At 59.9% G+C, this 16,189-nt stretch carries 15 protein-coding genes and 1 riboswitch; of the genes, 9 read left to right on the plus strand and 6 right to left on the minus strand.

Features of this window, described 5'->3' with window-relative positions:
* Nucleotides 1-79 precede the first annotated feature (79 nt).
* Together HDE80_RS19495 and HDE80_RS19500 are read left to right on the plus strand one after the other, a co-directional pair.
* Complete coding sequence (locus tag HDE80_RS19495; RefSeq protein WP_184601364.1) at nucleotides 80-763, plus strand: carbonic anhydrase; 684 nt, start codon at nucleotides 80-82, stop codon at nucleotides 761-763.
* 9 nt (nucleotides 764-772) lie between these two features.
* Nucleotides 773-2,281, plus strand: a complete 1,509-nt coding sequence (locus HDE80_RS19500) for a SulP family inorganic anion transporter (RefSeq protein ID WP_184673643.1) — start codon at nucleotides 773-775, stop codon at nucleotides 2,279-2,281.
* A 233-nt stretch (nucleotides 2,282-2,514) separates the two neighbouring features.
* Here the strand turns inward: HDE80_RS19500 and cynS are convergent, their stop codons facing one another.
* Complete coding sequence (gene cynS / locus HDE80_RS19505; protein ID WP_221437740.1) at nucleotides 2,515-3,021, minus strand: cyanase; 507 nt, start codon at nucleotides 3,019-3,021, stop codon at nucleotides 2,515-2,517.
* Nucleotides 3,022-3,342: 321 nt separating this feature from the next.
* On the opposite strand from cynS, the gene HDE80_RS19510 reads away from it, so the two are divergent.
* The 3 genes from HDE80_RS19510 (at nucleotide 3,343) to HDE80_RS19520 (ending at nucleotide 6,139) form a co-directional block, all read left to right on the plus strand.
* On the plus strand, nucleotides 3,343-3,870 hold the full coding sequence (locus HDE80_RS19510) for a hypothetical protein (protein WP_255483983.1): 528 nt from the start codon (nucleotides 3,343-3,345) through the stop codon (nucleotides 3,868-3,870).
* A gap of 15 nt (nucleotides 3,871-3,885) precedes the next feature.
* Nucleotides 3,886-5,490, plus strand: a complete 1,605-nt coding sequence (locus tag HDE80_RS19515; RefSeq protein WP_184673645.1) for a DUF2235 domain-containing protein — start codon at nucleotides 3,886-3,888, stop codon at nucleotides 5,488-5,490.
* Between the two features lie 73 nt (nucleotides 5,491-5,563).
* Complete coding sequence (locus HDE80_RS19520) at nucleotides 5,564-6,139, plus strand: hypothetical protein (RefSeq protein ID WP_184601359.1); 576 nt, start codon at nucleotides 5,564-5,566, stop codon at nucleotides 6,137-6,139.
* Nucleotides 6,140-6,245: 106 nt separating this feature from the next.
* Here the strand turns inward: HDE80_RS19520 and pnuC are convergent, their stop codons facing one another.
* The 3 genes from pnuC to HDE80_RS19535 all read right to left on the minus strand — a co-directional run bounded on the left by pnuC (nucleotide 6,246) and on the right by HDE80_RS19535 (nucleotide 10,370).
* Entirely contained in the window at nucleotides 6,246-6,833 is a 588-nt protein-coding gene (pnuC, locus tag HDE80_RS19525; RefSeq protein WP_184673822.1) for a nicotinamide riboside transporter PnuC, read from the minus strand.
* 16 nt (nucleotides 6,834-6,849) lie between these two features.
* Complete coding sequence (locus tag HDE80_RS19530; protein ID WP_184673647.1) at nucleotides 6,850-9,045, minus strand: TonB-dependent siderophore receptor; 2,196 nt, start codon at nucleotides 9,043-9,045, stop codon at nucleotides 6,850-6,852.
* 60 nt (nucleotides 9,046-9,105) lie between these two features.
* Nucleotides 9,106-9,202, minus strand: a riboswitch (TPP riboswitch).
* Between the two features lie 31 nt (nucleotides 9,203-9,233).
* The gene (locus HDE80_RS19535; protein WP_184673648.1) at nucleotides 9,234-10,370 is read right to left on the minus strand and encodes a phosphotransferase; all 1,137 of its coding nucleotides are present in this window, start codon (nucleotides 10,368-10,370) and stop codon (nucleotides 9,234-9,236) included.
* Between the two features lie 130 nt (nucleotides 10,371-10,500).
* On the opposite strand from HDE80_RS19535, the gene HDE80_RS19540 reads away from it, so the two are divergent.
* Entirely contained in the window at nucleotides 10,501-11,403 is a 903-nt protein-coding gene (locus tag HDE80_RS19540; protein WP_184673650.1) for an AEC family transporter, read from the plus strand.
* A 72-nt stretch (nucleotides 11,404-11,475) separates the two neighbouring features.
* Nucleotides 11,476-12,042 carry a response regulator gene (locus HDE80_RS19545; RefSeq protein ID WP_184673652.1) on the plus strand — a complete coding sequence of 189 codons (567 nt, stop codon included), beginning with the start codon at nucleotides 11,476-11,478 and terminating at the stop codon, nucleotides 12,040-12,042.
* A 38-nt stretch (nucleotides 12,043-12,080) separates the two neighbouring features.
* Here the strand turns inward: HDE80_RS19545 and HDE80_RS19550 are convergent, their stop codons facing one another.
* Nucleotides 12,081-12,356 (minus strand): hypothetical protein, encoded by a 276-nt coding sequence (locus HDE80_RS19550; protein ID WP_184673654.1) that lies wholly within the window; start codon nucleotides 12,354-12,356, stop codon nucleotides 12,081-12,083.
* Between the two features lie 68 nt (nucleotides 12,357-12,424).
* Between HDE80_RS19550 and HDE80_RS19555 the strand changes: the two genes are divergently transcribed.
* Both HDE80_RS19555 and HDE80_RS19560 read left to right on the plus strand, forming a co-directional pair.
* Nucleotides 12,425-12,805: a S4 domain-containing protein gene (locus HDE80_RS19555; protein ID WP_184601353.1), complete on the plus strand. Its 381-nt coding sequence runs from the start codon at nucleotides 12,425-12,427 to the stop codon at nucleotides 12,803-12,805.
* A gap of 111 nt (nucleotides 12,806-12,916) precedes the next feature.
* On the plus strand, nucleotides 12,917-13,543 hold the full coding sequence (locus HDE80_RS19560) for a response regulator (protein WP_184673655.1): 627 nt from the start codon (nucleotides 12,917-12,919) through the stop codon (nucleotides 13,541-13,543).
* Between the two features lie 163 nt (nucleotides 13,544-13,706).
* On the opposite strand, the gene katG is transcribed toward HDE80_RS19560, so the two are convergent.
* On the minus strand, nucleotides 13,707-15,962 hold the full coding sequence (gene katG, locus HDE80_RS19565) for a catalase/peroxidase HPI (protein WP_184673656.1): 2,256 nt from the start codon (nucleotides 15,960-15,962) through the stop codon (nucleotides 13,707-13,709).
* Nucleotides 15,963-16,189 lie beyond the last annotated feature (227 nt).

A 16,189-nucleotide genomic window follows, 5' to 3' on the forward strand; every position in this document is an offset into this window, starting at 1 on the left:
AAGCGCCATCGGCGCAGACGGGCATCTGTTTTCGCTTCGCCGCTTTCGCGGCGCGGCCACCTATTTCCGGAGATATCCCATGGAACGCATGATTGATGGTTTTGCCCGTTTCCGCCGTGAAGTTTTTCCCGAGCAGCGCGAGGTATTCGAGCGCCTGGCCAACGGCCAGAGTCCACACACGATGTTCATTACCTGCGCCGATTCGCGGGTGATGCCCGAGATGATGTTTTCGGCGCAGCCGGGTGAGCTGTTCGTCTATCGCAACATCGGCAACATCGTGCCGCCGTATGCGCAGCACGTCAGCGGCGTGGTCGCTGCGGTGGAGTACGCCGTGAAGGTGCTCAAGGTGCAGCACATCGTGATCTGTGGACACTCGGATTGCGGCGCGATGAAAGCCTTGCAACATCCTGAAAAACTCGAAGGCATGCCATCGGTGGAAACCTGGCTCAAGCATGCGGATGTGGCGCAGCATGTCACTGCCGAGAAATGTGCGCATTTGCACGGGGAGGATTACTTGCGTTGCCTCACCGAGGAGAACGTGGTCGCTCAGCTTGAGCATTTGCGCACGTTGCCAGCGGTGGCCGTCGGCATGGCCAAAGGCAGTTTGACTATCCACGGCTGGATCTTCGAAATTCCTGACGCCAAGCTGCGCGTGTTCGATGGTACCAAGGGCAAGTTTGTCGATGTGCCGCTATCGGGCTCTGCCATGCCCGAGGCGTCGCCGAGGACTCGCTTTGCCTCGCTTGTTGCCACGGCCGCGTAAGGTGCCCCGATGAAAAACTACTTTTCGCAAGGTCTGTTTGGCCGCGACCTGTTGGGATCGGTCGTGGTGTTCCTGGTGGCGTTGCCGCTGTGCATGGGCATCGCCATTGCCTCGGGTATGCCGCCCGCCGCCGGTCTGATTACCGGCATTGTTGGAGGTCTGGTGGTTGGCTTTATCTCCGGTTCGCCATTGCAGGTCAGTGGCCCGGCAGCAGGTCTGGCGGTGCTGGTGTTCGAACTGGTGCGCACGCATGGTGTTGCGGCGTTGGGTCCGGTGATTTTGTTGGCGGGCTTGATCCAGGTGGCGGCAGGACTGTGCCGCGTCGGCATCTGGTTTCGCATGACTTCGCCTGCGGTGGTCGCTGGCATGTTGTCGGGTATCGGCATTCTTATCATCGCTTCCCAGGCGCACGTGATACTCGATGCCAGCCCGGCGGCGAAGGGTCTGCAGAACTTTGCCGCGTTGCCGGGTGCACTGATGGATGCCTTCGCTGGTGGTACCGGTAAGGCAGCGCTGGCCGTTGGCGTGGCGACCATCGTGATCATGCTGGCGTGGGAAAAGCTGCGGCCGACCAAGCTGAAGTTTGTCCCGGGCGCCTTGCTGGCCGTGGTTGCCGTGACAGGTGTTGTACAGATGGCGGGCATTGCCGTGAAAAAGGTCGACGTGCCGTCGAATTTGTTCTCGGCGATTACGTTTCCGACGTGGACGGGCTTGGCGGATGTGTTCGATCCCACCCTGCTGATTGCCGCGGTCACGTTCGCGTTTATTGCGAGCGCGGAAACGCTGCTGTCGGCTGCAGCGGTTGATCGCATGCATAACGGCGAACGCACCCGCTACGACCGCGAGCTTACGGCGCAGGGCATCGGCAACATGCTGTGTGGTTTTTTCGGCGCGCTGCCAATGACCGGCGTGATCGTGCGCAGTGCCGCGAACGTACAGGCCGGTTCCGCCACGCGTGGCGCGACGATTATGCACGGTGCCTGGTTGCTGGTGCTGGCGATGCTGCTGCCGTGGCTGCTGCGCATGACGCCGGTGTCGTGTCTGGCCGGCATTCTGGTGTATACCGGTGTGAAAATGGTGAATCTGGGGCAAGTGAAGGACCTCGCTACTTACGGCAAGGGCACCGCGGCAATCTACCTGGCTACCACGATCGCGATTGTCGCCACCGACTTGCTGGCAGGCGTGATCATAGGCTTCGGTCTGTCGCTGTTCCGCCTGGCGCTGCTGTCGTCCAAGCTGAAAATCGGCCTGCAGGACCATGCCACGCCAGGTGAGGCATCGCTGCATCTGGAAGGCTCGGCGACGTTTCTCAAGGTGCCAAGCATGGCCCGTACCTTGGAGCGTGTGCCCAACAACACGCGGCTGACACTGGTGCTCGATCGCCTTTTGCATGTCGATCAGGCGTGTTTGGAAATGTTGCGCGAATGGTCGCGGAACGCGTCGACGCGCGGCTGTGAGCTGGTGGTCGACTGGAAGGCACTGGATGCGCGTGTCGAGGGACGGCGCGTGGCGGCGTAACCAGGGAAGGCAGGAGCGATTCTTGATTGCGAACAAATGACTCTTAAAGTCCGATGTTCATGGTCGAGGATCGTTCTTGCCGTGACCTTTGATACTTCGATGGTGGCGAGACCTTGACGAATATCAGGGTCATTGCCATCGATTCATGGCTTCAGATTTGATTAGATAGCTTTATGCCCGTGCCAATGTTTGGTGCGGGATATATTCTGATACGTGCTTTCAGCTTGCTCATATCAGAACGGGTTGTACGGCAGGAACTTGCCGTCGAGAGTAATGACTGCGCGTGAGCCACCATCGGGGTCTTCGACTTTCTTGATATCTATCTTGAAGTTGATGGCGCTGATGATGCCGTCGCCAAATTGCTCGTGCACCAAAGCGCGCAAGGTGGTGCCGTATACCTGCACCATTTCATAGAAACGATAAATGGTCGGGTCCGTAGGAATGCCGCCTGGAATGCTGCCGCGCATGGGTATTGTTTGTAGCAGCGTGATGTCGTCTTGATCGAGATCGAGCCGTTGCGCGACCAGTTTCGCTGCATCGCTCGGTAACGGATGCTGTCCGAGCAGGGCGGCAGTGACGTAAGCGAGACTCAGGCCGGTGCCTTCAGCCAGTTGCTGCCAGGTAAGATTTTTACGCGTCTTGGCGTCGATGATTGTGTCGGTGAGATCGAGGCGTAGATCCTGGCTGACTTGCGAATGCGGCGTGATTTTTCTCCTATGCGGGAATGGCAGATTGGTCAGATCGTCGTTGCGATTTCAACGGGGTTCCTTCGCACGCCGCATGCGGCGGCCGCAATGCATTTGAAAAACTTATGACAGAAGATGTGACTGTGGCCCGCACTTTTGACGATCTACCGCAGCAGAAGCGCCTGCCATCAGCTACCTTGTAGTATCAAGATAAGCCGAATTATCGGCATTGATATTGTGTCATCAGCTTCAGGGCCCTAGGATCAAAACCGGTCGATAAAAAGAACGGGTGTCGGTGGAAACGGCTCGACCAATTGATCCATATCCTCGCCTTTGCTGGTTTTTCCCCTATCCACGACAGGATGCCGAGCCGCCATGACTATCCCCTCTACAGACGCCGACACCACGCACGAGTTGATGTCCAGCGCATCTTCTCTGCGATTCAATGTGCATGACTTTGAGGTGTATTGCTACAACACGATTCGCTGCAGAGTGATTTACGACGAGTCAAACCTCAGCCCCTCGAACGCAGAGGATCATCCGTCGCCGCCCCCTCCCTCCGCTGATTACAAAGACCGCTGGGGTGAAGCTTCCTATATGAGCGTTCGTAATTTTCCTGCTCCTGCAGAAGTGAGCTGGGCGTCGCTTGACGGCGTTGAGCACGAAGCCAAGGTGGATATTGGCGCGATCTTCCAGGGCGAACGAGTCCTTTATAGCGTGCCCGATTCGGAAGTCCTGCAAAACTCTTTGGAGAACGATCCAGGGGTGTTTCTGGAGGTGAACGATCACACCATCAATGTTTATATGAAGGCTTTCATTCCCACCAAAACCGAGCGCGTGCCGGGAAATGAATACAGCAAATTCCGCAATGATCTGATTCTGGCCTGGAGCCACACTTTCTAATCAGGAGCAAAGAATATGGGCGGTATGCGCAGAGGGAACGGAAGCGAAGGCGAGAGCGGGGGCGGAAACCCGAGCGAAGAACTGCGGACGATGAGTGAAGGTAATCGCGTCTATCAGCTTACCGATAAAGATATGCATCTTTATACGCAGGCTCGAACGACGCTATCAGATTTTCAAACGCCAAAGTTGGTGTCACTGGTTGAACCAACTGCCGAGCGGCCGGGCAGCAGGTTGTTTGTTGCGGCTTTTGATGGAACGGGTAACGATGCCGACAACGACCCTGTGAAGAATCAGACCAATGTTGCGCACATCCGCAAGGAGATTGAGGCTAGCCGCACCAGCGGAGCGACAAACGGCAATGTGGCGGTTGGTTACCTCCGCGGCCCGGGGACTCAAGGCAATGCATTGCCGCTCGGACACGAAGATCGCGCCGTTGGGGCATCGGTTTCTGCGACTAGGGACAGCATGAGAGGCTCGACGACGCAAGAGCGAGCAGAGAGGATGTATGACAAGTTTTGCACGCAGGCGACAGTGTGGAAAAGTGAACATCCAAAGTGTGAAATCGCGGTCTCCAGTGTAGGGTTCAGTCGTGGTGCAGAAGAGGCCGCGCTATTTACCCGCTTGGTACATGAGCGCGGTATCAGGAACATGAATGTTACTGATGTAAAAGCCGACGGCGCGTACCTAGTGCCTCCCAAACCGTATGGTCAAACGGCTCAGACAGTTGTGCTTTTCGATCCTGTAGCCACCGGTACAACAGAGAGGCTGGATCGCCATCTACCGTCTTCGGTCATTTCGGGTATCCAGCTTTATGCGGGCGACGAAAAGCGTAACTTGTTCAAAGGCGATCCCATCATTCCAGCGGTTAAGCCAGGTGACCCCGCGCCTAAAGAACATGTAGAGGGAACAGGGCCACAGAGTCGTTTAGTCGGCTTGATGATGCCCGGTTCACATTCGGACGTCGGCGGCAGTTATGCCCTCAACGGTGCTTCGGCTCGTGCGGGAAATTTCGGCGTCGACTATCTGAACAGCCTGAGCGACAAACCGTTTATTAGTAACATCAAGGAGCCTGCGCGAGAGGATACGTACAGGCATAACTCGATGGACGCCGGTGGTTCTTCGATGGTCTGGACGTTGTACAAGGCAAACAACACCGGGAGTATGTATCGGCACTGGACTGGGCCAATCGATCGGAAAGATACTACTCCGGGCTCGCGAGCCTACGTCAACCAAGAACGTCCCGATCCGGTGAATCCGGCTTTGAGTAGTAAGTATGCGTTTACTGGGTCAATAACGCACAATTCCAAGCCGCCACAGGAAATGGGCAATGCATCGAGGCCCGAGGCAACCAACGCTCGCAATGATCAGGCGCCACGTCAAGGTACCTCCAGAGAGTCAACCGATTCCGTTCTTAATACTTTGTCTAGAGCAGCCAGCAGCAATGACATGAACATGGCGCAAGCCGTGCTCAGCAATTCCTCCAATCCGGCTTTGGCTGCTCGGGAACAAGGTGCGCAAGCGCAAGCTTCGCAACGGCAGCAGGCTCAACAATCTGCTGAGCCCCAGCCACAGCGGGAGCCGACGCCGCCTACCCAAAATGCGGGGCAACCAAGACGTTGACGATGAATCATGTCAGGCGAGGCGCTAGGCCAGAACGTGAGGCCGGATTTTTAGACTTTCTCAAGAGTGGACCATGGAAGCCATAGATATTGACGAGCTAAAGCAGCAACTGCTGCAAATGGCGACCATCACCAGCTGGCTGGATGACAGAAGCGAACAAGCGGTGCAACGGGTCGAGGCCAGTACCGAGGCCCTGGACGAAGGGTTGCGTCGACTGGACGGCAATAGCGAACAATTTGTCGAAGAGGTCACGCGGCTTATCGGAGAGCACGTCCATCAGGCCGTTCTGCAAGGTGCCTCGAAAGCCGTCGGCGAATTCGACAAGCAGCTGCAGTCGAGCACGCGGGCGGCACAGTGGGCGGCGCAGGCGATGGACGAGCAGCGCAAAGGCTTGTCTATCGTGCAGCATGCACTGGTGTGGAAGGGCTTGCTCGCGCTGTTTATCGGTGCGCTGTTCGCCGTCGGTGGCGCAGGTTTCGTCGTGTGGGACAGCATGCGCGAGATCAAGATTGCCCAGTTCGATCAGGATGTCTTGCATGCCACGCAGACCGGTGCGCTGACCCGCTGCGGTGAGGCGCTTTGCGCCAAGGTCGGTAAACAGATCAAGCGTTACGGCAATGACGGTGACTACGTGCTGCTGTCGGAATAAATAATTCTCGGCAGCACATTTCTCGATCACATGATGAAAGCCGATCGCCTCACCATTGATCCATCTGACAAATCAGTTTCACAGATGACTCGTGGTTGCCACGATGTCAGGCCGCCGCTGCTTTTGAATTCAACGCATGCGCCCGACCGGCTTGCCGCCAGCTGCGCAAGCCGATCGCCGCCAGCACGATAAATCCCGCGTACAGCACCGAGGTAATCAGCAGGTGCTTGTAGACGTATTCGCCCACGTAGATCACATCCACCACGATCCATAGCCACCATGCGGCGATATGACGGCGCGCCTGCCACCACTGTGCGACGAGGCTGAATGCGGTGAGTGCCGAGTCGAGCCACGGCAAGGCAGCGTCGGTCCAGCGATGCATGGCGAAGCCGAGCATCAGTGATCCGATGACGCCGAGTGCGATATGCGCGGCGGCCTCGCTGGTTGGCAGCGGAGCGACCTGCACACGGCCGTCGTCATCGAGATTGCGTAGCCAGCGCAGCCAGCCGTAGACGATCAGCACGGCGAAGGCGACCTGCAGCAGCGCGTCGGAGTACAGTTTCGCCTCGGCGAAGATCCCGACGTAAACCGCGACCGAAAGCAAGCCGATCGGCCAGCACCACGGTCGGCGCTGCGCAGTAAGCCACACAGCCCACGCGCTGAGCAGTGCGCCAAAGAGTTCGATCCAGGATATTTCCATCAAGGCAGCCTCAAAACGCCAGGGTCGCGGAGAGCCGTGCCAGTCGCGGCGCACCCGGAAACAGGAAGCTGTCGCCGCCAGAGGTGCCGGTATCGCGCCAGTAGAAATGGTTGAACAGGTTGTCGATATTCAGCCGCCAGGTCAGCGCATGGCCGTCCAGTGCAGTGGTATAGCGCAGGCCGGCATCGAACACGTTATACGCCGGCACGCTGACCAGGCCGTTGGGTGTGGCGGGATTGGCGCTGGCGTAGCGCCAGCCACCGAGCACGCTGAGGTTGTTGGCGAACGGCAAGCGGTAGTCCAGATAGACGGCCGAACGCGCGCGTGGCACGTTGACCACCTGATGGCCTTCGTACGCAGGCGTGCCGGTGTCATGCGCCTCAGCCTTGATAAAGTTGAAGCTGGCCGTGAGGCGCAGATTGTCGGTGAGGCGACCGTCAGCGTTGAGCTCCAGCCCGGTGTGCTCTTCGATGCCCTCCTGCACGAAGGTGAAGCCGGCGGTGGTATCGCTGGGTTGCGCGAACTGGTACGGCTGGCGGATGCGGTAGAGCGCGGCGGTGAGATCCAAGGCATCACTCCAGGCGTACTTCACGCCGGCTTCGACCTGCCGCGACAGCAGCGGCGGCAGCACGGCGTTGCCGTTGGAAGTCCAGTACGGCGCCTGTGCGCCGAGTGAAAGATTTTCGCTATAGCTCACGTAGAACGTCAGCGGCGCCGTCGGCTGCCACATCACGGCGGCCTGCGGCAGTACCTTGCTCAAGCGCGTATCGCGCTGAAGCACGCCGTACGGATCGTAGGCGCGCTCCTGCAGGTGCACGAAGCGGCCGCCCAGAAGAACCTGCCACTGCTCGCCAAAGTGCATGCGATCGAGCCCGAACACCGAATGCTGCCAGCTGGTCAGCGTGCGCGCGGACGGACCGGGCTCGTCGGGCGACATCGCGTAGTAGGGCGGGTTGAACTCGCTGATATTGGCCGTGCCGACATAGTCGTAAACATACGGGCGCTGATCGAGCGTACGACGGAAGGCGCTGGTGCCCAGACTGACCTCGTTGCTTACGCTGCCGATGTCGAAACTGCCCTTGAGCACGGCGCGCGCTTCGTCGTTCTCACGCGTGTCGTCGGGGCTGCGGTAGTCGTAGATGTCGTAGTCACCGTTGGGCGCGAAGAAATAGCCGGGGGGGGCGCCGCTCGCGCAGGCAGCGGCATAAAAACAGCCGTACGCGTAAGCCACGTTGTCATCGATCACGCTGTGACTGTGGCTGCCGGAAAGCTGTGCGCTCCAGTTGTCGCTGAAGCGGTAATTGAAGCGCAGCGTGGTGTTGCTGGCGTGGATGCCCACCGGCTGCTGCCACGGTTCGTAACCCAGCAGCTGCGTGCTGCTCGGATGCGGCGGCAGTGTGGTACCGCCGAGTAGCTGGTAACCGGAAACCGAACGTTGGCTGCTGGTCTGGTAGTCGGTATCCAGTTGCAAGGTGGCGTTGGAACTGATCTTCCAATCCGCCGCCAGCGAGATGAAACTGCGCCGGCCGTTGGTATGGTCGACATAAGAGTGCATGTCTTCGTGCGCCGCATTCACTCGCACGCCGAACGTTGGCGTGAGCCAGCCGCCGACATCCACCGCGGTGTAGCGCGAACCATGCGAATCGGTACCGACGGTGACGGTGTGCACGTCGGCAGGCCGCTTGCTGACGTAGTTGACCAGGCCGCCGGGCGCCACCACGCCAGCTTCAAGACCGGCCAGTCCCTTCAGGATTTCCACCTGCTGCTTGTCTTCCAGTGGGGTCAGCTGCTCGGCGGTAATCGTCATGTCATTGAGGCGAAAGCCGGTGGCCAGGTCCAGCGGAAAGCCGCGGATGGAAATGTCCTGGTAGTAACCGACCGGCGCGTAGTTGTCGCCGAGTGCCGCATCGGAGTGGGCGATCTCGCTGAGCGTGCGCGGCTGGCGGTCGTCGAGCTGGTCGCGGGTAATCACCGTGACCGCGGCCGGCGTATCGTGCAGCGGCGCGTTACCGAAGCTACCAAAGGTGTCGACTTGCGAGCTCTCGGCACGGTACCCCTTGTCAGCTTTGGCCTTGACCTTGATCGTCGCCAGCGGCGTGGCTTGCGATTCGTTCGGCACGGTGTCATCGCCCAATGCGATGGACGCGTTGGCGAGCGTCAGGACTGACAGCAGAGCGAACATAAGAGGGGTACGGATAAGCGTCATTGATCATCGTCTCGTGGGTATACACACGAAGCGACGGCCAGCTATGCGCCCGGATGGACGCCAACGACTCAGCAAGCTCCCTACGCCGGTACTAACCGGATCAGGTTCCAAGGGACTCTCTCAGCCCGGCAAACGCCGGGCACCCCCGCTTCAAGACAGCTATTGAATCACGAAATGTGAGTCATGCGTCAGGCCTGGTCGCGAATGGCCTGCAATAACGCCTGTCCCGGCGGCGTACCGAACCATGCGGTGTGGCCGAGCAGAAAAGTGTCGTAGGCGATGTCCGCATTGGCGCGCGAGCCGGTGACGGCGTGAAAATATTCCACTTCGGACAACGCGAAATCGAGGTGCACCAGCGGTAAAAGATCGGCCAGCAGATGGATATCGTCGGCGGTCAGTCGGCGCACTTGACGGTAACCGTCGATCAGCGCCAGCGCCATGTCCGCGTGCACGGCGTCGCCTCCGCCTTCAAGCGCCAGCCAAGCGATCGCATTGCGCTCGATCGCGGTGGCTAGGTCGAACAGGGCGAACGTGCGCGAGGCCAGCCCGAAGTCGAGCACCGCAGTGACACAGGCGTTGTGGCCAGCCCCACTCCAGCACAGGTTGGACGCATGCCAGTCGTTGTGCGTCCATAGCGAGGGTTGCCGCACCAGTCGCGTCGACAGCGTCGGATGCCACGGCGCCAGCATGCGCTGCAGCTCGGCCGGCCAGTCACGTTGGCGAAGGTAGTCGGCGAGGCCCTGCCGATTGGGCAATTGCAGTCGCAGCGTGGTGATGGGATCGGTAGCGGCAATCAGTTCACTGCGGGCGACCAGAATGTGCGTGTGGCGCTGGTCCGCGTCGTATCCGGCGGCGGCATCGTGCAGGATGGCCAGCATGCGACCGGCGGCCAGCGCGTGCCCGCGTTCACTCAACGGTGACCACGATACGGCATCGCGATAAAGGTCGATGCCGTCGGCGGTGGCGTGTACTTCGTAGACCCAGTCGCCTATTGCTGCGGCCGTTTGGCCGTCCAAACCCACAAACACCTCAGGTAACGGCATGTCGCCGGTGCGCAGATGCGCGATGAAGCGATGTTCCTCGGTCAGCGTGACGACCGAGCGCACGCGCCGATGGTGGCGTTTGACGAAGATCGTGCCTGCCGTGGTGTCGACCAGTGCCGCTGCCGACAGCGGACGCGGGCTATGCCAGCGAATGTGCAGGGGCGTACCCAGTGACGGATAGCGCTGCAGCAGCTCGATGATCTCGTCCGTGCACAGCGCTGGCCAGTCGGGCATCACGCTGTCATCGGCCAGGCCGTGCACGCGGTGGGTCGTATCAGGCATTGGCAGTGAGCGCGGGTCGCGCGAATCGTGGTTGGCTGGGGGATTATCCCCGAACGTTGCGGAGGATGCTTCCGGCTGGCTGCGGCATCGCGTCTAATGGCCGCTATTGTCGCTGCCAAGCGAGATCCTAATGAGTGCCTTGCTGCTGCTGTTCGTCTGCCTTGTGCTTGGCGTACTTGTCGCGCGCTTCGCAAAGCCGCCCGCCGGCATCGTGCCGGGCATCAACTGGTGGGTGATCAACGTAGCGCTGCCGGCGCTGGTGCTGGAGCTGATACCCAAAGTCACATTCGACCCGCAGCTGTGGTTTCTGGTCGCGACCATGTGGATCACGTTTTTCGGTGTGTGGCTGGTATTTGGCTTGCTGGGGCCTCGACTGGGCTGGTCGAGGGGACGCATCGGTGCGCTGATCCTGGTCTGCGGGCTGGGCAATACCTCGTTCATGGGCTACCCGCTGATGCAGGCGCTGCACGGCAGGGAGGGTTTGACGCTGGCCGTGGTGGCTGATCAGCTGGGCTGCTTTCCGCTGCTGGCATCGGCAGGCGTGATAGTCGCGTCGATCTACGCCGGACGCACGCCGCAGCCGGGGACGATCGTCAAGCGCATCCTGACCTTTCCCGCTTTCGTCTCGCTGGTGATCGGTATCGTGGTCGGTCGCCTGGGCGGCTGGCCTGCGGGCTTGGACAGCGTGCTCGTTCCGCTGGGTGCCACGTTGACGCCGCTGGCGCTGTTTTCCGTCGGCTTGCAGTTCAAGTTTCGTCTGGGTAAGCACGAGCTCGGCGCGGTGAGCGCAGGTTTGGGCTGGAAGCTTTTGCTGGCGCCATTGCTGTGTCTGGCAATCGGCCGGCTGGCTGGCGTGCACGGGCTGGTGCTGACGATCGGCGTGTTGCAGGCGGCAATGGCACCAATGATTTCCGCGGCGATTCTTGCCGACGAATATGATCTCGATCCGGCGCTGGCCAATACCATCCTCAGCGTCGGGATCGTGTTGTCGCTGGCCACCATACCGCTGGGCAACTGGATGCTGGGCAGCTAGACGCGTTGGCGACGCTTGCGTGTTGGCACGGCTGCGCCGAGACTGACCGGATACTCAGGGGAGTGTCGTTTCATGGCCACGTTCGAACGGATCAAGCGGATCTTTGCCAGCGGCCAGACCGAGCGACGCGCGGAGCCTCGAAGCGGTGTGCCGAAAGGTGTACATGTGTTGGTGGTCGACGACTCGCCCACGATTTGCGCGGTACTGGACAAGATGCTCAGCCAGGATGGACACGTGGTTATCCGGGCGACCTCTGGCGAGGAGGCTATCGCGCTGGCCAGCAGCGAATTGCCGGACCTGATCTTTCTCGACATTGTGATGCCGGGCATGAACGGCTTTGCCGTGTTGCGGGCGCTGCGCCGTGAGCCGATGACACACGATATTCCGATCGTGATGATCAGCGGCAATCTGCAGGCGACCGAGCAGTTTTACGTGCAGCGTTTCGGCGCTGACGATTTCATGAAGAAGCCGTTTGGCCGTGGCGAGGTGTTTGCGCGGCTTCAGGAGTTGTCGAAGAGCGGACGACTGATCGTGCGTGAACGCGTCGGCGAAACGATGGTGACGGAGCCGGTAGATCAGGCGATGCATGACGCCATCCCTGATATCGCCATGCCTGATGAGAACGACCTGCTGAAATAGGAGCGGAATTCCGACATGCTGCCTGCGGGCAGCACGCCTCAGAGTCGGATATTGATCCGCTGCGCCAGCGTTTCGATGGCCTGCTTGGCTTCTTTCAGGTCGGCACCGGTACGCTGGCGGTAGAGCTTGATGGCTTCGACTTTCTTCCTGGCGCGAACGGCTGCTTCGATATCGGCATCGTCGATGGTGAGGTCAGGCGTCCATCGGAGACGCGAATCGCGCATCGTTTCGAAAGTCTTGCTCATACGGCCGAGCACGTAGCCACCGATAAAGAGCAGTCCGCCGATGAAAATACCGGGGGTATTCCAATCCATGGTTTTCTTCCATCCATGACGTCGATGAGATAACACTATCCGCCATGAGTGACCGAGAGAGCAACTGCATGGGTGAAATGCGTGCCGATATCTGGCTGTGGGCCGCCCGCTTTTTCAAGACGCGCAGCCTCGCCAAGCAGGCGATCGAGGGCGGCAAGATCGACGTGAATGATCTCGGCTGCAAACCGGCCAAGGCCCTGCACGTTGGGGATCTGGTGAAGATTGTCCGCGGTGACGAGCGGATGGAAGTGCAAGTGCTGGCGCTGTCCGACAAGCGTGGCCCGGCGAGCATGGCGCAGACGCTTTATCGGGAAACCGACGCCAGCCGCACCACGCGCGAGGCGCTCAAGGAACAGCGGCGATTGAGCGGTGCAGCCTTTGACCATCCGCCATCGCGCCCCGACAAGCATGCGCGCCGCGATCTGCGCAGGATGAAGGACTCACGCTGAGCAGTGCATCGCATTCTGCCAGCGAAATTTGCGGAACTATCCCAATACATCCACTGCCACGGTGCTACGCCGTTTCTTCATGAGTGGATTTGCATGTAAAGGGATGAACCCATGAGCGCGGCCGGCTTTGCCAAAGTGAGCTTTCTCCAGCGCCTGCTCAACAGCGTAGGCTCCGGTGCGCGTCCGCAGGCCGCGATCGGTGCACGTATTCTGGTGGTCGACGATTCGCCGACGATCTGCGCGGTACTCGGCAAGATGTTGGTGCAGGACGATTACGAAGTGCTGAAGGCGACCGATGGCCATAGCGCGATCATCATGGCCATCAGGGAGCAGCCCGCGCTGATTTTTCTCGACGTGGTGATGCCTGGACTCAACGGTTTCGACGTGCTGCGCGCCCTCCGGCATGACCCGCGTACACAGCACATTCCCATCGTGATGATCAGCGGCAATGCGCAGGCGACCGAGCAATTTTATCTGCAACGCTTCGGTGCCGACGACTTCATGAAAAAGCCGTTCGGTCGTGACGAGGTCTATCACCGCATCGGCCAGCTGGTGCTGTCCGCTCGACTCGCTCCGCGTTCGGCTGCGTTGCCGCCACCGGTCAGCCTGCGCAAGCCCCCCTCGGTCGCCGCGGCGCTGGCCGCGATTCCGGATGTTGCGCTGCCGGACGCCGACTATGCCAAGGTATCCACTCAACCCATGTTGGGCAGACTTGCCGTGCCGCATAACGTGGACTGAAGCGCAGAACCTGCGATCCATAAACCTGAACAAGGTTGCGATGCAAACAATGCGTTCGATGGAAAGAAAAACGGCGACTCTCGCGAGCCGCCGTTTTGCATTTAGACGTTTTCAGCAGGTATTCGATCGAGATGCCCTCGATCGAATACCTTTCTGCCCAAGATCAGGCAAGCTCGAAGCGATCAAGGTTCATCACCTTGTTCCAGGCTGCGACGAAGTCTTTGACAAACTTCTCCTTTGCGTCGGAGCTCCCATAGACTTCAGACAAGGCACGCAGCTGAGCGTGTGAGCCGAAGACGAGATCGACACGGGTGCCGGTCCATTTGACTTCACCGGTCTTGCGATCGCGACCTTCAAACTCATCTGTGCCGCCCGATACTGCCTTCCACTCGGTGCCCATGTCGAGCAGGTTCAAGAAGAAGTCGTTGGTCAGTGCTTCAGGCTGCTTGGTAAAGACGCCATGCTTGGTCTGTCCGACGTTGGTGTTCAGCACGCGCAAGCCGCCAACGAGCACGGTCATTTCGGGTGCTGTCAGGTTCAACAGCTGAGCCTTGTCGACCAGCAACGCCTCGGCCGATACGCTGTACTTGCCCTTGAGATAGTTGCGGAAACCATCAGCGATCGGCTCGAGAAAGCCGAAGGAGTGCACATCAGTCTGCTCCTGCGAGGCATCTGTGCGTCCCGGCGTGAACGGAACCGTCGTGGAGTGACCGGCATTCTTCGCCGCCTGCTCGACGCCCGCGCAACCGGCCAGCACAACCAGGTCGGCGAACGAGACCTTCTTGCCGCCCGACTGTGCGCCATTGAACTCGCTCTGGATACCTTCGAGCGTTTTCAGCACTTTCGCCAGTTGCTCCGGCTGGTTGGACTTCCAGTCTTTCTGCGGTGCCAGGCGGATACGGCCACCATTCGCGCCGCCGCGCTTGTCGGAGCCGCGGAAGGTGGATGCGGACTCCCATGCGGTCGATACCAGTTGCGATACAGACAGGCCTGAAGCAAGGACCTTGCTCTTGAGTGCAGCGATATCCTTTTCGTCGATCACTGGATGGTCGAGCGCGGGAATCGGGTCTTGCCAGAGCAGCTCTTCGGAAGGAACTTCCGGGCCGAGGTAGCGTGCGAGCGGTCCCATGTCGCGGTGCGTCAGCTTGAACCAGGCGCGGGCGAACGCGTCGGCCAACTGGTCCGGATTCTCGAGGAAGCGGCGCGAAATCTTTTCATAGATCGGGTCGAAGCGCAGGGCGAGATCCGAGGTCAGCATGGTTGGCGCGCGACGCTTCGACGAGTCGAAAGCATCCGGAATGGTGCCGGCACCGCCGCCGTTCTTCGGTGTCCACTGATTCGCACCGGCCGGGCTCTTGGTCAGCTCCCAGTCGTAACGGAACATGTTCTCGAAATACTCGTTGCTCCACTTCGTCGGCGTGCTGGTCCAGGTGACTTCCAGACCGCTGGTAATCGCATCAGCGCCTTTGCCCGTGCCATAGCTGTTCTTCCATCCGAAACCTTGCTGCTCAATGGGTGCAGCTTCGGGCTCGGGCCCTACGTTATCGGCAGGACCGGCACCGTGGGTCTTGCCGAAGGCGTGGCCGCCCGCGATGAGCGCGACGGTTTCTTCGTCATCCATTGCCATGCGACCGAAGGTCTCGCGGATGTCCTTTGCCGACGCGACCGGGTCCGGATTGCCATCCGGGCCTTCCGGATTCACGTAGATCAGGCCCATCTGTACTGCAGCGAGCGGATTCTCCAGGTTGCGCCCATTGTCGGTACGGCTCTTTTCGCTGCCATGCAGCTCCGCCTCGGCGACGATCACACCGTCACCCGGCTTTTCCGTGCCATAACGCGAGTCGCCGCCCAGCCATTTCTTTTCCGAGCCCCAATAAACGTCTTCTTCCGGCTCCCACACGTCCTCACGGCCACCCGCGAAGCCGAAGGTCTTGAAGTTCATCGATTCCAGCGCGACGTTGCCAGTGAGGATGATCAGGTCGGCCCAGGAAATCTTGCGGCCATACTTCTGCTTGACCGGCCAGATCAGGCGCCGCGCCTTGTCGAGGCTCACGTTGTCCGGCCAACTGTTCAGTGGCGCGAAGCGTTGTTGGCCTGCACCTGCACCTCCGCGACCGTCGCCGGTGCGGTACGTGCCGGCGCTATGCCACGCCATGCGAATGAAGAAAGGACCGTAGTGACCGAAGTCCGCCGGCCACCAATCCTGCGAATTGGTCATCACCGCCAGCAGATCCTTCTTCACGGCTGCGAGGTCGAGGCTCTTGAATTCTTTGGCGTAGTCGAAGCTCTCGCCCATGGGATCGGACAGGGACGATTGCTGGTGCAGGATCTTAAGGTTCAGCTGGTTCGGCCACCAGTCGCGGTTGGATGTGCCACTACCTGCGGCGTGATTGAACGGGCATTTCGCTTCGGTTGACATGTGTTCTCCACCTTTGGTCGTTTGAATCTGGCTACCCGGTCCGGTTTGGAGCCCGGGCACCGATAAATGAAATGGTTTTTGCTAATGGCATCGAGTGATGCGCCAGCTTCTTGAGGGGCTGTTAGTGCTCAACCAGTAAAGGACCGCGGGGGATGGCGGTGAGGGGCTGTTCTGGTTGTCGGATACCGAAACACAGGCATCGCTGCTCAGACGTTTTTCGATCGTTG

The sequence above is a fragment of the Rhodanobacter sp. A1T4 genome (genome assembly GCF_014207185.1).
In the GTDB taxonomy this organism is placed as follows: domain Bacteria; phylum Pseudomonadota; class Gammaproteobacteria; order Xanthomonadales; family Rhodanobacteraceae; genus Rhodanobacter.

What these genes read in the sequence shown, in the direction of transcription:
- HDE80_RS19495 (WP_184601364.1), top strand. Translation starts at nt 80, where the DNA reads ATGGAACGCATGATTGATGGTTTTGCCCGTTTCCGCCGTGAAGTTTTT.
- HDE80_RS19500 (WP_184673643.1), top strand. Translation starts at nt 773, where the DNA reads ATGAAAAACTACTTTTCGCAAGGTCTGTTTGGCCGCGACCTGTTGGGA.
- HDE80_RS19510 (WP_255483983.1), top strand. Translation starts at nt 3,343, where the DNA reads ATGACTATCCCCTCTACAGACGCCGACACCACGCACGAGTTGATGTCC.
- HDE80_RS19515 (WP_184673645.1), top strand. Translation starts at nt 3,886, where the DNA reads ATGGGCGGTATGCGCAGAGGGAACGGAAGCGAAGGCGAGAGCGGGGGC.
- HDE80_RS19520 (WP_184601359.1), top strand. Translation starts at nt 5,564, where the DNA reads ATGGAAGCCATAGATATTGACGAGCTAAAGCAGCAACTGCTGCAAATG.
- HDE80_RS19530 (WP_184673647.1), bottom strand. Translation starts at nt 9,045, where the DNA reads ATGACGCTTATCCGTACCCCTCTTATGTTCGCTCTGCTGTCAGTCCTG.
- HDE80_RS19535 (WP_184673648.1), bottom strand. Translation starts at nt 10,370, where the DNA reads ATGCCTGATACGACCCACCGCGTGCACGGCCTGGCCGATGACAGCGTG.
- HDE80_RS19540 (WP_184673650.1), top strand. Translation starts at nt 10,501, where the DNA reads ATGAGTGCCTTGCTGCTGCTGTTCGTCTGCCTTGTGCTTGGCGTACTT.
- HDE80_RS19545 (WP_184673652.1), top strand. Translation starts at nt 11,476, where the DNA reads ATGGCCACGTTCGAACGGATCAAGCGGATCTTTGCCAGCGGCCAGACC.
- HDE80_RS19550 (WP_184673654.1), bottom strand. Translation starts at nt 12,356, where the DNA reads ATGGATTGGAATACCCCCGGTATTTTCATCGGCGGACTGCTCTTTATC.
- HDE80_RS19555 (WP_184601353.1), top strand. Translation starts at nt 12,425, where the DNA reads ATGGGTGAAATGCGTGCCGATATCTGGCTGTGGGCCGCCCGCTTTTTC.
- HDE80_RS19560 (WP_184673655.1), top strand. Translation starts at nt 12,917, where the DNA reads ATGAGCGCGGCCGGCTTTGCCAAAGTGAGCTTTCTCCAGCGCCTGCTC.
- katG (WP_184673656.1), bottom strand. Translation starts at nt 15,962, where the DNA reads ATGTCAACCGAAGCGAAATGCCCGTTCAATCACGCCGCAGGTAGTGGC.